General features: G+C 73.0%; 10 protein-coding genes. 5 read left to right on the top strand and 5 right to left on the bottom strand.

The window, feature by feature from the left end:
• Nucleotide 1: 1 nt before the first annotated feature.
• Both ABFY03_RS32155 and ABFY03_RS32150 read right to left on the bottom strand, forming a co-directional pair.
• Complete coding sequence (locus ABFY03_RS32155) at nt 2–1,648, bottom strand: glycoside hydrolase family 27 protein (RefSeq protein ID WP_346171488.1); 1,647 nt, start codon at nt 1,646–1,648, stop codon at nt 2–4.
• 96 nt (nt 1,649–1,744) lie between these two features.
• A complete protein-coding gene (locus ABFY03_RS32150) occupies nt 1,745–3,172 on the bottom strand; it encodes a non-reducing end alpha-L-arabinofuranosidase family hydrolase (RefSeq protein ID WP_346171487.1) in 1,428 nt (475 codons plus the stop codon).
• A 515-nt stretch (nt 3,173–3,687) separates the two neighbouring features.
• On the opposite strand from ABFY03_RS32150, the gene ABFY03_RS32145 reads away from it, so the two are divergent.
• Complete coding sequence (locus ABFY03_RS32145; RefSeq protein ID WP_319010509.1) at nt 3,688–4,374, top strand: hypothetical protein; 687 nt, start codon at nt 3,688–3,690, stop codon at nt 4,372–4,374.
• A 13-nt stretch (nt 4,375–4,387) separates the two neighbouring features.
• Here the strand turns inward: ABFY03_RS32145 and ABFY03_RS32140 are convergent, their stop codons facing one another.
• Together ABFY03_RS32140 and ABFY03_RS32135 are read right to left on the bottom strand one after the other, a co-directional pair.
• Nucleotides 4,388–5,386: a transcriptional regulator TrmB gene (locus ABFY03_RS32140; RefSeq protein ID WP_346171486.1), complete on the bottom strand. Its 999-nt coding sequence runs from the start codon at nt 5,384–5,386 to the stop codon at nt 4,388–4,390.
• A 137-nt stretch (nt 5,387–5,523) separates the two neighbouring features.
• A complete protein-coding gene (locus ABFY03_RS32135; protein ID WP_346171485.1) occupies nt 5,524–9,258 on the bottom strand; it encodes a S8 family serine peptidase in 3,735 nt (1,244 codons plus the stop codon).
• Between the two features lie 266 nt (nt 9,259–9,524).
• On the opposite strand from ABFY03_RS32135, the gene ABFY03_RS32130 reads away from it, so the two are divergent.
• The 3 genes from ABFY03_RS32130 (at nt 9,525) to ABFY03_RS32120 (ending at nt 11,181) form a co-directional block, all read left to right on the top strand.
• Entirely contained in the window at nt 9,525–9,938 is a 414-nt protein-coding gene (locus ABFY03_RS32130) for a DUF7144 family membrane protein (protein WP_319010506.1), read from the top strand.
• A gap of 131 nt (nt 9,939–10,069) precedes the next feature.
• Nucleotides 10,070–10,909 (top strand): SDR family oxidoreductase, encoded by an 840-nt coding sequence (locus ABFY03_RS32125; RefSeq protein ID WP_346171484.1) that lies wholly within the window; start codon nt 10,070–10,072, stop codon nt 10,907–10,909.
• Nucleotides 10,906–11,181, top strand: coding sequence for a hypothetical protein (locus tag ABFY03_RS32120; protein WP_346171483.1), 276 nt, complete (start codon nt 10,906–10,908; stop codon nt 11,179–11,181). The genes ABFY03_RS32125 and ABFY03_RS32120 overlap by 4 nt, the downstream gene beginning before the upstream one ends.
• On the opposite strand, the gene ABFY03_RS32115 is transcribed toward ABFY03_RS32120, so the two are convergent.
• Entirely contained in the window at nt 11,147–12,985 is a 1,839-nt protein-coding gene (locus ABFY03_RS32115) for a glycoside hydrolase family 15 protein (RefSeq protein ID WP_319010504.1), read from the bottom strand. The genes ABFY03_RS32120 and ABFY03_RS32115 overlap by 35 nt on opposite strands.
• 257 nt (nt 12,986–13,242) lie before the next feature.
• On the opposite strand from ABFY03_RS32115, the gene ABFY03_RS32110 reads away from it, so the two are divergent.
• Nucleotides 13,243–14,610, top strand: coding sequence for a chloride channel protein (locus ABFY03_RS32110; protein WP_319010503.1), 1,368 nt, complete (start codon nt 13,243–13,245; stop codon nt 14,608–14,610).
• Nucleotide 14,611 lies beyond the last annotated feature (1 nt).

Raw genomic sequence — 14,611 nt, 5'->3', positions numbered from 1 at the left:
GTTACGGGAGCGTGGTCCACTTCTGGTTGCTCTGGCCGTTGCAGGTCCACAGGACGACGGGGGTCCCGTTGGCGGTGGCGGCGCCGTTCGCGTCGAGGCACAGACCGGCGCGGACGTTGCGCACCGACCCGTCGGCCTGCCTGGTCCACTTCTGGTTGTCCTGACCGTTGCAGGGCCAGATGACGACCGGCGTGCCGTTGGCGGTGCCCTGGCCGGAGGCGTCCAGGCACTTGTCGCCGTAGACGCGGATCTCGCCGCCCGCCCACGTGGTCCAGAGCTGGTTGGCGGCGGTGTGGCAGTCCCAGATCAGCGTCTTCGTGCCGGCCGCGGTGGCGGCGCGGTCCACGTCCAGACAGCGGCCCGATCCGGTGCCGCGCAGACGGGCGGTGGTGGCGGCCAGCGGGCTCCCCCCGGTCACCTTGAACACGGCGACGCCGTGCGCGGGCACGCCGGCGGAGATCTGGCCGGAGGTGGTCGACGTCCCGCCGGTCCACAGGTCGGTGAGGGCGAACGACTGCCCGGCGAGGCCGATCTGCGCGGCCGTGGCGGTCACGGTCGCGGTGCTCCCTCCCCTGTTGAGCAGGCCCACGGCGACCGACCCGTCGGCCAGCGGCTTGGCGAACACCTCGGTGGCGCCGTCGTCGCGCACCCTGCGTCCGCCCGCGCCCAGCGGGTCCTGGTTCACCGCCACCAGGCGGGGGTTGCGCAGGATGGCGCTCACGTCGGCGGACATGGTGCGGATGTCGTTGCCGGCCATGAGCGGAGCGCCGAGCAGCGCCCACAGCGCGAAGTGGGTGCGGGACTCGGTCAGGGTCAGGCCGGGGCGGCCGACGACCAGCATGTCGGGGTCGTTCCAGTGCCCCGGACCCGACTGCGCGGCCAGGGGGGCGGTGATGTCCAGGACGTTGCCGACGCCCATCGGGTAGCTGTTGGTGTTGGTGTTCTGCCAGATGTCGAGGAGGTCCTCGGTCGTGCGCCACAGGTCGGCGACCTCGCCCCAGTCGTAGGTGGCGCCGGTGGGGGCGTGGAAGCTGTTGGGGTTGATGCTGTAGACGATCGGGCGGCCGGTGGCGCGCAGGGCGTCGCGCATGATCGTGAACCGTTCGACCTGTTCGCCCAGGGTGCCGCTGCCGGAGCACCAGTCGTACTTGAGGTAGTCGACGCCCCAGGAGGCGAACGCGGCGGCGTCCTGGGCCTCGTGGCCCTTGCTGCCCGTCGAGCCGGGGTAGGTGCCGACGCCCTGCGCGCAGGTGCGCTCGTTGGGCGCCTGGTAGATGCCGAACTTCAGGCCCTTGCCGTGGATGTAGTCCCCGAGCGCCTTCATGCCGCTGGGGAACGTGGTCGGGTTGGCCCGGAGGTTGCCGGCCGCGTCGCGCTGCGGGTCGAACCAGCAGTCGTCGACGACGACGTACTGGTACCCCGCGGCCTTCATGCCCGAGGACACCATCGTGTCGGCGGCCTGGCGGACCTGCGCCTCGGTGATCCCGCATCCGAAGCTGTTCCAGCTGTTCCAGCCCATCGGCGGGGTGAGCGCCGGGCTGCCCGGCGCGGCCTCGGCCGCCGTGTGGGCGGAGGCGGTGACGCAGGCGGTGAGCGTCAGCGCGGCGGCCGCGAGGAGACGCACTAATCGTCCGTGCGGGGAGACCATGGGGGGTTCCTTCCTGGCCCGCACGGCGGAGGCCGCCGTGCGGGCCGGATCGGTCGGGTCGGGGTCAGGTGCGTGGGTGCGGGTGCGCGTGCGGGGTCAGCGCTGCAGGGTGAGCAGTCCGGGCCGGTACGGGAGACGCTGGTAGGGGGTGCCCTGAGGGGTGGCGGGGTCGTAGCCCTGGTAGAGGAACTGCAGCCTGCAGGGGTCGACGGTCATGGTCTGGTCGGCGTTGACGCGGACCAGGTCACCGTGGCTGATGTCGTCGGTCCAGGTGGCACCGCTGTTGGCCTTGCCCGCGAAGGGGCTGCTCTCGCTGCCGGCCTGGACGGTCCACGGCCCCTCCAGGCCGGCGGCGGTGAACGAGCGGAAGAAGCGGTCCTCGCTCGCCCCCCGGGCCTCGACGATCATCAGGTACTGGTTCCGGCCCTGGACCTTGTAGACCTCCGGCGCCTCGAACAGGTTCTTCACCGTGTCGCTCATGACCGTCGTGTACGACGAGCCGAAGCTGCCCGGGAAGTTCCCGAGCGGCAGGGTCGACCGGTAGATCTTGCCGTTGTCGTCGGCGAAGAACAGGTGCATGTTCCGGTCGTCGCCGATCAGGGTCGGGTCGATGGGGCCGGACTCGGGGAGGCTGCCGGTGAACAACGGCTGCGGGGCGGACCAGCCGTGGGGATCGGTGGGGTCGCTGGACGTGCGGTAGGTGAACGGCCAGGCGGTGCCCCACCCGTTCGAGGCCAGCACCCAGATGTTCTTGGGCGCGAAGTAGAAGAGCTTGGGCGCCACCGCCAGGCCCGAGGTCATCCCGGTCTGGGGGGCGGTCGCCATGTCCGACCAGTTCGTGAACGGACGGAAGGCCATCGTGCCCCACGACGAACCGTCGGAGGTGGTCGCGTAGACCAGGTTCCGGCCGTTGTACGGGACGGTGGTGAAGTCCTTCAGCGCGGCCCACCCGTTCGCCGGCTGCGCCAGCGGACCGGTCGAGGTCCAGCGGTACGTCGACGGGAGGGCGCACGTCTCGCCCGGCCCGGACAGGCCGGTCCACTTCTGGTTGTCGCCGCCGTGGCAGTTCCACAGCTGTACGGCGGTGCCGTCGGCCGTGGCGCCGCCCGACACGTCCAGGCACAGGCCGGACTCCACGGCGACGACCCTGCCGTCGGCGTCGATCCGCCACTGCTGGTTGGTGCCGCCGTTGCAGCTCCAGATCACCGGCCGGGTGCCGGCGGTGGTGGCGTGGCCCGGGACGTCCAGGCACTTGTCGCCGTACACGGTCAGCCGGTGGTCGTCGGTCAGCGTCCACCGCTGGTTGGTCCCGCCGTGGCAGTCCCAGATCTGCACGGTCGTGCCGTCGGCCCGGCCGGCGCCCGGCACGTCGAGGCAGCGGCCGGAGCCGACCCCCCGCAAGGCGCCGCTGGTGGCCGCCTGGGCCGGTCCGGCGACGAGCATCGCCGCCAGCGAGACCAGAGCCGCGAGCACGGCGGGGAGCGCCAGGAAGGGGTGTCCGCGGCGTAGACGGCGTCTGCGCATGGTGACCTCTCTCGCATTCTCGAGTAAGTGGTTCGAGCGCCCCGGCCGGGTGATGGTTCGAAATGACGAACAGCGTGCGGCACTTCGAGCAGAAGATAGATTCGGGCCCAGGCTCCGTCAACGTTTCCGGCGCGTAACATTCCGCCGTTTCGCACCGCGCCCCGGATTTCGAAATCGGAGGACGCACAAGGAAGTTGACCTGCCCCTGGAATGCCGTTTACGTTCGGCGTCGACCGTGTCGCACCATGAGGCCTGTTCGGTATTTCGGATATTCGCGTCAGCCCTGTCGGGGGCATCCCGCCCGAGCTCTTCGGGACGGCTATTCCGCCGTCTCTCCGCATCGAAAATTTCTGGACGGGGAATTCCAGCCGCCGGTGTCGGATTTCCGCGGGTCGCTCCACGACCACGCCCGGCACGCGGTTCGCGACGTCCCTGGGGCGGGCGCCGGGGCGCTATATCGTCCGGGACGGGGCGGCGACCGCCGTTCCGCACACGCGACGGGAGGGCTCCGCACCGTGACCGGACGTGTCCCCGTAACCGCCGAGGGCCCGAGTCGGCCCGCGTCCTTCGGCGAGGCGCGGTGGCCGATGGCCCTGGCCGTCGTCACCGCCATGGTGCTGACGCTGCTGCTCCCCGACGGCCTCCGGCTGGCGCCCCGCTGGGTGCTCCCGTCCGTCGAGGGGCTGCTGCTGCTCGCGCTCATCGCGGGCGACCCCGGCAGGATCGACCGGCGGTCGACGGCCCTGCGCGCCCTGTCGATCGCCCTGGTGGGCGTCCTCGCGCTCAGCGCCGTGTGGTCGACGGCGCAGCTGGTGGACGACATCCTCCAGGGCGGCGAGGAGACCGATTCGGCCACCAGCCTCCTGCAGTGGGGCGGCAGCGTCTGGGCCTGTACCGTCCTGGCCTTCTCGCTGCTGTACTTCGAGCTCGACAGCGGCGGGGCGGCCGCCCGCGCCCACCGGTTGCCCCGCACGCCGGCGCTCGCCTTCCCCCAGCAGCTCAACCCCGAACTGGCGGGCCCCGACTGGCGGCCGCGCTATGTCGACTACCTCTATCTCGGGCTGACCAACGCCACCGCGTTCAGCCCCACCGACGTGATGCCGCTGGCGCCCTGGGCCAAGATCGCCATGGGGCTCCAGTCGCTCGTCTCGCTGCTCCTCCTCGGCCTGGTGGTGGCACGCGCCGTGAACGTCCTCGCCTGACCCGGCGGCGCGGTCAGCTTTCCGCGGGCTCCGTCCAGCCGTTGCGTACGGCGTGGGCGCCCAGCTGCATCCGGGTCCTGACCCCGGCCAGGTCCATGAGGTGGCGCAGCCGCCGGTGCAGGGTGCGGGGCGAGAGGCCGAGCTGGGCCGCGGCCGTCAGGTCGGTGACGCCGGCCAGGAGCAGCCCGAGGATCCGGCGGTCGAGCTCGGTCGGGCCCTGGGGACCGGCCTCGGTGAGGGCGTCGGTGCCGCCTTCGCCGGTCGACAGTTCGAGGGGCCGGGCCGTGTGCCACACCGTCTCGAACAGGGCGTCGAGGGCGTCCAGCAGGCCGCTGCGGTGCAGCAGTACGGCGCCGGGCTCGCCGGCCGGTGTGACCGCGAGCGGGACCAGGCCGAGGTCGGCGTCGGCCAGCACGAGCTTCATCGGCACGTGGTCCGCCACGCGCAGCCGCACGCCGTGGCGGAGGGAGTCGACCGCGTCGCGGACGATGCCGGGCTCGGCCAGCACCTCGCGGTCGAGGACGGCGCGGAAGAGCACCCCGCGTTCGAGGGCCACCGGCTCGGCCGTGTTCTCGTCGGGCGGCAGGGCGACGAAGGGGGCGGTGATGAAGGTGCGGACCTGGGTCCGGGCCGCCTGCTGGACCTGGAGGAAGCGGTGGCGGATGGCGTCGACGCCCGTGACGATCTCGATCAGGTCGGTGATGCTGCTGCCGGTCATGGCGGCCCGGTGCTCCTCGGCGAGGGCCACCAGGGCCTGCTCGGCGGTGCGCAGTCCGTCCCGGCGTCGGCCGATGAGGGCGCCCAGCGCCATGGCCGGCGGCGCGGCGGTGAACCGGTCCTCAGCCGATCGGCTCGCGAGCCCCCAGTCGACGAGTCGTGACAGCGCCTCGTCGACGTGGGCGGGGGTCAGCGCGAGCAGCTCCGCGAGCAGGAGCGCGGTGGCGGCCGGCCGCCCGATCAGCGCCCGGTAGACGCGCTCCTCGTCGGGTGCGAGACCCAGAGCATCCAGCATCGGCGACCGACTCTCCTCCGCTTGCCGCAGCGGGGAGAGTATGGTCCACGGCGGCAGACCGTGAAAAGGCCCTGCTGGGAGTGGGTGTGCGGGGAAGGGCCCCGGGGAGTCGCCGCCCCGGGGCCCGGCCGTGTGGCTCATCGCAGGCCGTACGCCCGGATGATCTCGTTCTCGACGCCGAAGCCCGCGTCGGTCTCGGCGCTCGCGCGCAGCGAGACGTATCCGCCGGGCTTCCCGGCCGGCCGGAACGAGCCCGTCCAGGAACCGTCGGTGCCCCGCGTCAGGTGCACCTTCCGCCAGGCGGCGCCGTCGTCGTACGAGACGTCCAGGGTCACCGTGGTGACGTCGCCCGGGACGCGGCCCAGGTCCATCGCCCCCGGCGTCAGCGTGATCCGCTGGAGGGCGTCTGCCTTGATGTCGCCGTGCAGGTCCGTCTCCAGCCGGTAGTCCAGGTTCAGCACCGAGAACGGCTGGAAGAAGTCCGCGTCGACGGTGTCGGACCGGAAGGTCCACTCGGTGTGGGTGCGCGTCGACAGCCGGAAGAGGTCGGCGGGCCGTTCCGCGTCGAGGACGGCGCGGTAGGGGAGGTCCCCGGGCGGCACCTCCACCCACTGCATGTCCGCGCTCCTCGGGTTGTCGTGGATCAGCGTGTCGCCCTGGTAGATCCGCAGGTGGGTCGGGGTCTCGCCCCAGGGCAGGTAGCCGCCGAGGCGCAGGGTGTCGGCGGCGGAGGCCCAGGGCTGCACGTTCCACGTCATGTGGTTCTGCCAGCGGGAGTTGTAGACGCCGAAGGACTCGCTCTGGCCCGGCCGGGTCGCCGGGGCGAACCAGTCCAGACGGGTGGTGCTGCCCTTGGCGTACGTGTTGTCGCCCGACACCATCGACCAGGGCAGGGATCCGTCGACGCCCTGGGTGTGGAACTCGCGCCAGACCTGACCCGGGGTCACCCATTCGGTGCGGGTGCCCGGGTGCCACTCGGCCTCGGGGAAGTTGAACGACGGGCTGAGGGTGAAGTCGGACCGGTAGCCCTCGGCCGTGCGGCCGCCCGCGGCCGCGTGGTAGCGGGCGTCGATCCGGGCGAGGTCGGCCTTGGCCGGCTTGTAGACCAGCGGCCGGTCCGGCACCCGGCCGGGGTAGTCGCGCGTCAGGTCGTAGACGTACGGCGTGTACCGCGTCTGCTGGACGGTGAGCCTGAGCTTGCCGCCCTTGGCCAGCGCGACGAGGGTCCGGCCCGCGTCGCGGTGGACGGTGGCGACCGGGACGGCGGACTCGCCCACGTACTCCATCAGGCCGCCGGCGGCGTCGTTGACCACGATCAGGGCCTTCGCCCCGGCCGCGGCCGCGGCGGCCGCCCGCTCCTCCGGCGCGACCTCGTCGCCGCGTTCGACGACGACGACCTTGCCCTCGGCGTCGATCCGCGCGTAGTCGGCGGCGGCGCCGCGGCCCGCGTACACCGCGGCCGGCCGGTCCGTGCCGGTGCCCAGCGCGCTGCCGGGCTGCACCAGCGTCTCGAAGCGGAGCCGCCCGTCCACCGTGCTCAGGCCGAGCTGCGGCTCGCCCTTGCGCCAGCGGGTGACCATCATGAACTCGCCCCGGGTCATCGGCTCCGTCGGCGCGACGTAGACGTCGTCGTAGGTCGCCGGCAGGACGTACGCGCCGCGGTGGTCCATCCAGGGGTCGAGGCCGGTGTAGTGGACATTGAAGTCGACCTTGCGCTGCCGGTCCTGGGTCCGCTGGGGTGCCTCGGTCTCCAGCAGGCGCGCCTTGCTCGCGTCGAGGACGACGTCCGCGGAGCCGTCCCGGAGCACGGTCTCCGGGTCGACCAGCACGGCCAGACCCGAGCGGTCGGCCCGCTCGCCGGTCACGTCGAGGTAGGCCGCGACGGTGTACAGGCCGGGTGCCATCCGCATCGTGGTGGAGCCGTCGACGTAGACCGACCAGGGCCAGCCGTCGCCGGCCAGGTTGACCGAGACCCATCCGGCGGCGGGCCTGCCGTCCCGGCCGACCAGGTCGATGTTCAGGTCGTAGCGCTCCTCCTCCTTGAGCAGCGCGACGGAGGTGCGGGCCACCGGCCGGCCGGTGGACGCGTCGGTGGCGACGACGTGGCCGGCGTGCCGTCCCGCCGGGGCGGACCGCGGATCGCCGGTCACCGGGACGGCGGCGGTACCGCCCGCCGGGACGGTCACGGTGGCGGCGCCCAGCGAGAACGGGCCGTCGGTGTCGGTCAGCGCCAGGTTCAGCGTGACGTCGCCGGAGCCGGTGTTGGTGAAGGTGAGCTCCTTCGTGACCGCGGCCTCGCCCGGCTCGTGCGGCCAGGTGTGGTTGCCGAAGAAGAGCGGTCCGCCCGCACGGACGGCGGTGCGCACCGCGGCGCTCACGTCGAGGCGGCCGGCGCCGACCTCGTACGGCGAGTAGGCGTCGCCGAGGCCCTTCGCGGTGCTCATCAGGTGTTCCTTGAGCTGCGCGCCGGTCCAGTCCGGGTGCTGCTGGGCCAGCAGCGCGGCCGCGCCGGCGACGTGCGGCGTGGCCATCGAGGTGCCGCTGATGGTGCGGTAGAGGCCCTCGCCCCCGTCCGTCATCGCCTGCGAGCGGGCCGCGGTGATGGCGACGCCGGGGGCGGCGATGTCCGGCTTCATGCCGCCGGAGGAGGCCAGCGGGCCGGTGCTGGAGAAGGAGGCGAGCCGGTCCTGCTTGTCGGTGGCGGCCACGGTCAGCGCCGCGGCGGCGGCGCCCGGGGCGGAGATGCTCTCCGGTCCCGCGTTGCCGGCGGCGATGACGAAGAGCGTGCCGTACTGCTCCGAGAGCGCGTCGACCAGCCGCGACATCGGGTCGCTGCCGTCCGTGGGGTAGGAGTCGCCGAGGCTCATGTTGACGACGTCGGCGCCGGACTCGGCGGCCCACTGCATGCCGGCCATGACCCACGAGTCCTGGCCCGAGCCCTCCGCGCCGCCGAGCACCTTGCCGACGTAGAGGTCGGCGTCGGGGGCGACGCCCTTGTGGTCGCCCGCGGAGGCGGCGCCCGAGCCGACGATGGTGCCGGCGACGTGCGTGCCGTGCCCGTTCACGTCGGTGACGGTCTCCCCCGGCACGAAGCTGGCCGAGCCGTCGATCAGGCCGGCGACGTCGGGGTGGCCGGCGTCGATGCCGGTGTCGAGCACCGCGACCTTGACGCCCTTGCCGGTGTGGCCGGCCGCCCATGCCTCGGGCGCGCCGATCAGGGGCACGCTCTCCTTGAGGCTCGCCTTCACGCGCCCGTCGAGCCAGAGCTTCGCCACGCCCGCGCCCAGGGTCGTGTCGTCCTGCGGCGCGACGGCGTCCCAGAAGGTGCGGGCCTGCCGCTTCTCGGTGCTGAGCGCGGCCGCGCCGATGCCCTTGAGCCGGCGGGTCAGTCTGCTGCCCCGGGGCGCCGTCGGCTCGGCGGCCGCGCGGGACCGCGACCCGTCGTACGTCGCGATCAGCGGCACCGCGCCCGACGCCGTGTCGTCGTAGCCCATCTCGATGAGGTCGGTGACGTTGAACAGCCGCCGGTCCAGCTTGTCGGCGCCCAGCAGCGGCACGGCCTCGTCCGGGACGACGAACAGGTCGCCCTGGATCTCCTGGATCCGGACGCCCCCGACGGCGCTGTCGGGTCGGTCGACCTCGGCGGTCTGCCTGCCGTCGGCGCCGGTGGTGACCGTGACGACGTCGCCGGTGACCAGGGTGACCTGATGGGTCGCGGAGGGGGTGGCGGGGGCGATCGGCCGGCTCGGGGCAGCCTGCGCGGGCGCGGGCAGCACGGCGAGCCCCGCCATCAGGAGCGGGAGCGCGGCGGCGGCCGCTCTCCGTCGTGGGTGTCCGCGCCGGAGGGCGGAGGAGGGGGAGGGGGAGTCCATGGCACGGGTCTACCGACCGGTGAACGCCGTCGTGAAGGCGTCGTGACGGCAAGTCCTCGCCATGGCAGAGGCTTGCCAGTCGCGAACCGTGCGATGACGGGCGGAAAGGGCTTTCTCCCTCGCTTCCCTCCGGGCACGCGGCCGCCCGCGGCACCCGCTCTCCCGTCCCGCCGACATGCGTCCGGCGACGGGGGGCGTCAGATTGGAGGGACCGGCCCGCCGGACGTCCGACGCCTCGGCGGGCAGACGAGGTGAAGGAGCCTGTCATGACGACCCCCACGAGTGCGCCCGGCCGACACGACGCGACGCACACGAGCGGCTGGCTGGTGTTCGCCGCCGTCATCATGATCTTCAGCGGCATCATGGCGGCGCTGGGAGGCATTTCGGCCATCGCCGAGGACGACGTCTTCGTGGCCACGCGCAACTACGTCTACCAGATCAACCTCACCGGCTGGGGCTGGATCCACCTCATCCTCGGCATCGTGATCGCGCTCACCGGCGCCGCCCTGTTCACCGGCGCCACCTGGGCCAGGGTCGTCGGCGTCGGCCTCGCCGGGCTCAGCATGATCGCCAACTTCATGTGGCTGCCCTACACGCCGTGGTGGGCCCTGCTGATCATCGCCATCGACGCCCTCATCATCTGGGGGCTGTGCGTCGCGCCCAAGCCGACGAGGGCCTGACGGTCCGGAACCGGCACCGAGGTGTCCGGGACGGTGGCCGGGGACCGGCCGCGTGATTGCGTGACGATGCCCGGCCCCGAGCACGCGCGGCCGGGCGTCGGCGCGACCGCGCAGCGAGGAGGCAGGACGGCATGGATGCCACCGACGGAGCATCGCGGGACATGATCCCGACGCGTCTGCTGCAGGGCCAGAAGGCGCTGGTCACCGGCGCCAATTCGGGCATCGGCAAGGCCACGGCCATCGGACTGGGGCGGGCCGGCGCGGACGTGGTGGTGAACTACGTGGCGGACCGCGAGGCCGCCGAGAAGGTGGTCGCGGAGATCGCCTCGTTCGGGGTGCGCGCGGCCGCGTACGAGGCGGACGTGTCCCAGGAGGACCAGGTCGTCGCCATGACGGACCGGATGGTCCAGGAGTTCGGCACCATCGACATCCTGGTGGCCAACGCGGGCCTGCAGCGGGACGCCCCGGTCACGGAGATGACCCTCGCCCAGTGGCAGAAGGTCCTCGACGTCAACCTCACGGGCCAGTTCCTGTGCGCGCGGGAGGCGACCAAGGAGTTCCGGCGCCGGGGCGTGGTGCCCGAGGTGTCCCGGTCCGCCGGGAAGATCGTCTGCATGAGTTCGGTGCACCAGGTCATCCCGTGGGCGGGCCACGTCAACTACGCCTCCTCCAAGGGCGGCGTGCAGATGATGATGCAGACCCTGGCCCAGGAGCTCGCGCCGGACCGGATCCGGGTGAACGCGGTCGCCCCGGGGGCGATCAGGACGCCGATCAACCGCGCGGCCTGGGAGACGCCCGAGGCCGAGGAGGAGCTGCTGCGCCTCATCCCGTACGACCGGGTCGGCGAGCCGGACGACATCGCCCACGCGGTCGTCGCGCTCGCCTCCGACCTCATGGACTACGTGGTCGGGACCACCCTGTACGTCGACGGCGGCATGACGCTCTTCCCCGGTTTCGCCACCGGCGGATGACCCGCTCCCGGAACCGCGCCCACCCGAACGACGACGGCACGCCTGCCCACTTCGCTCACCTGCCGGCGGACGCCCCCGCGCAGCTCCTGCCGGCCCGGCGCTGGTCGGCCGTGCCGGCGGTGCAGTTCGCGCTCGGCATCGTCACCGGGACGGTGCTGTCGTTCGAGTTCATCGCCGTCCACCTGTACGGCCGGCGGCGGCTGAGGCCCCGGACGCACTTCCCCCTCGGGCCCGTGCCTAGCGTGCCTCCCGGAGCATCGAGTCCAGGGTGATCGCCGCGTCGATCAGGGCCAGGTGCGTGAACGCCTGCGGGAAGTTGCCGAGTTGGCGTCCGGTCAGGTCGATCTCCTCGGAGTACAGGCCGAGATGGTTGGCGTACGTGAGCATCTTCTCCAGCACCAGCCGGGCCGCGTCGAGGCGTCCCGCGCGGGCCAGGGCGTCGACGTACATGAAGGTGCACAGGGAGAAGGTGCCCTCGGTGCCGCGCAGTCCGTCGGGGGACGCCTCCGGGTTGTAGCGGTAGACGAGACTGTCGCTGACCAGCTCGTCCTCCATCGCGTCCAGGGTGGACCGCCACATCGGGTCGTCCGGCATGATGAAGCCGACGGTCGGCATGCGCAGCAGCGACGAGTCGAGCACGTCGTCGCCGTAGTGCTGGACGAACGCCCGCTTCCCCGGGTCCCATCCGCGGTCGAGCACCTGCCGGTAGATCGCGTCCCGCGCCTCCACCCAGCGGCCGCCGGCGGCGGGGCGCCCGTCGTCGTAGGCGATCCGCAGGGCGCGGTCGAAGGCCACCCAGGACATCACCCGGCCGTAGGTGAAGTCCTTGCGGCCGCCGCGGGTCTCCCAGAGTCCTTCGCCGGGCTGGTCCCAGTGGTCGACCAGCCAGTCGAGCAGGGTGTGCAGGGCGGTCCAGCCGCCGTGGTCGAGGTGCATGCCGTGCTCGTGCGCGAAGTAGATGCTGTCGAGCGCCTCGCCGTAGATGTCCAGCTGGAGCTGGGTGGCGGCGCCGTTGCCGATGCGGACCGGCGCGGAGCCGCGGTACCCCTCCCAGTGGTCGAGGGTCTCCTCGACCAGGTCGGCGGTGCCGTCGACCCGGTACATGATGTTCAGCGGCCCCGAGCCGTTCCCCTGGCCGGCCTCCTGCTTGACCCGGTCGTGCAGCCAGCGGATGAAGTCGGCCGCCTCCTCCTTGAAGCCCAGGCCGAGCAGGGCGTACACGGAGAACGAGGCGTCCCGGATCCAGGTGAAGCGGTAGTCCCAGTTACGCTCCCCGCCCAGTTGCTCGGGAAGCCCGGCGGTCGGGGCGGCGACGAGGGCGCCGGTCGGCGCGTACGTCATGAGCTTCAGCGTCACGGCGGAGCGCTCCACCGCCTCCCGCCAGCGGCCGGAGTAGGTGGACTGGGCCAGCCAGGAGCGCCAGAAGCCGACGGTCTCGTCGTAGAGCCGCTGGAACTCCTCGACGCGGATCTCCCGCGGAGGTCCGTCGGGGGCGGACTCCAGGATCAGGCCGCGCTGCTGCCCCGCGCTCAGCGTGAGGGAGAAGCGCACGTCGTCGTCCTCGACCGCGAGCCTGTCGGCCAGCCGCTCGTCCTGCGGTTCCCGGACGATGTGGACGGCGAGGTCGAGGTCGTCGGAGCTGAACACGGCGCCGTGCTCGGTGAGGTGCGCCTTGTGCGGCTTGCGGCCGTAGTCGAAGCGCGGGGCGATCTCCCCCTCGAACGCCATGCTGCCGCGTACGCAGCGCAGCACGCGGACGAGACGGTGCCGGTCGGTCGCGGTCCGCCCGGTCACCGGCATGAAGTCGACGACCTCCCCCGCGCCCTGCTCCGTCATGAAGCGCGTCACCAGGACGGCGGTGTCCGGATGGTAGAGCTGCTTGGTGGTGTACGTGGCCGCCGTCGGCCGCACACTGAAGTGACCGCCCTCGCGCCGGTCCAGCAGGGCTCCGAAGACGCTGGGCGAGTCGAACCGCGGACAGCAGAACCAGTCGATCGTCGCATCGGTCGTCACGAGGGCCGCGGTCTGCAGGTCACCGATCAGGCCGTGGTCCTCGATCAGGGGATAGTCGTCCATCGCCGACCCCTTTCCGCCCCGGTCGACCGCCCACGGGGCACCACCGCGCCGCGGTCGAAGCCCACGGGGCGGCACCCGATCAGCTTAGGCCGCCCCCTCCGGTCCGTCCTTTCGGGCGGTCACCGGGGGCGGCGGCGCCGCGCCGCCCCTGCGGCGGTGCGGGAATCGCCCTAGCGTGGTGGTCATGACGTCCTCGGCCACCGGCCGGACCTCCAGGGCCTCGGAGGCCCGTCCCCCGCCCCGGAAGGACGCACCCCATGACGGACCCGAAGACCGGCCCCGCCCCCGCCGAGGAGCCGGAGGAGGCCACGGAGGCCGACCGGCTGCGCGAACTGCTGCGGATGCCCGCGTACCGCAAGGTCCTGGTGTTCAGCGCGCTCATCGGCGTCCCGGTCTCGCTGGCCGCCTTCTGGTTCCTCGTCGGCCTGCACGAGCTGGAGCACGTGATGTGGGCCGATCTGCCGGAGGCGCTCGGCTGGGACGCGCCGCCGGCCTGGTGGCCGCTGCCGCTGCTGGCCGTGGCCGGCGTGGTCGTGGGGCTGGTGGCGGCCCGGCTGCCCGGCGCGGGCGGTCACGTCCCGGCGTTCGGACTGCACGCCGGCGGGGCCTCGGCCGCCGCCCTGCCCGGGGTGGTCATCGCGGCGGCCGCGAGCCTGCCGCTCGGTGCGGTCCTCGGCCCGGAGGCCCCGCTGATCGCGCTCGGCGGCGGCCTCGCCCTGCTCTTCCGGGCCCTCGTCCGGGCCCCCGCCACCCCCGAGAGCACGGCGCTGCTGGGCGCGGCGGGCGCGGCGGCGGCCATCGCCGCCATCTTCGGCAATCCGCTCATCGCCGCCGTCCTCCTGATCGAGGTGGCCGGAGTGGGCGGGCCGCAGCTGTTCGTCGTGATGCTGCCCGCGCTGCTGTCGAGCGGCGTCGGAGCGGTCGTCTTCACCGGTTTCGGCCGCTGGACCGGTCTGGAGACGGGCGATCTCAGCGTCCGGTTCTCCACCGCTCCCCCGCGTCTGGACACCGGGGACGTGGTCTGGTCGATCCTGCTGGCCGTGGGCATCGGCGCGCTGACGCACCTGGTGATCGCGGGGGGCCGGCTCACCGCCGCCTTCGTGGCGTCGTCCGTGCTCGTCCGCACGGTGGTCTGCGCGGTCGCGGCCGGAGGCTGCGCCGCCCTGTACGCCGTCGTCACCGGTCGTAGCCCGGTGGACGTCGCCTCGTCGGGCCAGGCGACACTGGCCGCCCTCGCCGCCGATCCGCACGCCTGGGGCGTCGGCGCCCTGCTGGCCGTGCTGCTGTTCAAGTCCGCCGCGTACGCCCTGAGTCTGGGCAGCCTCCGCGGCGGCCTCGTCTTCCCCGTGCTCTTCCTGGGCGCGGCGGCGGGTGTGCTGCTCTCCCCGCTGCCCGGCTTCGGGGTGATCCCCGCGGTCGCCGCGGGAATGGCCGCGGCGGCGGCCGCCGCGCTGCGGCTTCCGGTCAGCAGCGTGGCCCTGGTGGTCCTGGTGCTCGGGAACGCCGAGACGATCCCGGTGGTGATCCTGGCGGCGGTGACGTCGTTCGTCACCGCCGAGCTGCTGCCCCGCGGGCCCTCGGGCACGAAGCGCCGCCCGCGCGAGGAGGCGCGGGCGGCGGGGTGAG

Source organism: Streptomyces roseofulvus, from assembly GCF_039534915.1.
Classification (GTDB): domain Bacteria; phylum Actinomycetota; class Actinomycetes; order Streptomycetales; family Streptomycetaceae; genus Streptomyces; species Streptomyces roseofulvus.
Note: the sequence above shows the minus strand (reverse complement) of the source record. Positions and strands in the feature narration are given on the sequence as shown.

Coding starts and splice junctions, on each gene's coding strand:
- ABFY03_RS32155 (WP_346171488.1), bottom strand. CDS start 1,648: ATGGTCTCCCCGCACGGACGATTAGTGCGTCTCCTCGCGGCCGCCGCG.
- ABFY03_RS32150 (WP_346171487.1), bottom strand. CDS start 3,172: ATGCGCAGACGCCGTCTACGCCGCGGACACCCCTTCCTGGCGCTCCCC.
- ABFY03_RS32140 (WP_346171486.1), bottom strand. CDS start 5,386: ATGCTGGATGCTCTGGGTCTCGCACCCGACGAGGAGCGCGTCTACCGG.
- ABFY03_RS32135 (WP_346171485.1), bottom strand. CDS start 9,258: ATGGACTCCCCCTCCCCCTCCTCCGCCCTCCGGCGCGGACACCCACGA.
- ABFY03_RS32130 (WP_319010506.1), top strand. CDS start 9,525: ATGACGACCCCCACGAGTGCGCCCGGCCGACACGACGCGACGCACACG.
- ABFY03_RS32125 (WP_346171484.1), top strand. CDS start 10,070: ATGGATGCCACCGACGGAGCATCGCGGGACATGATCCCGACGCGTCTG.
- ABFY03_RS32120 (WP_346171483.1), top strand. CDS start 10,906: ATGACCCGCTCCCGGAACCGCGCCCACCCGAACGACGACGGCACGCCT.
- ABFY03_RS32115 (WP_319010504.1), bottom strand. CDS start 12,985: ATGGACGACTATCCCCTGATCGAGGACCACGGCCTGATCGGTGACCTG.
- ABFY03_RS32110 (WP_319010503.1), top strand. CDS start 13,243: ATGACGGACCCGAAGACCGGCCCCGCCCCCGCCGAGGAGCCGGAGGAG.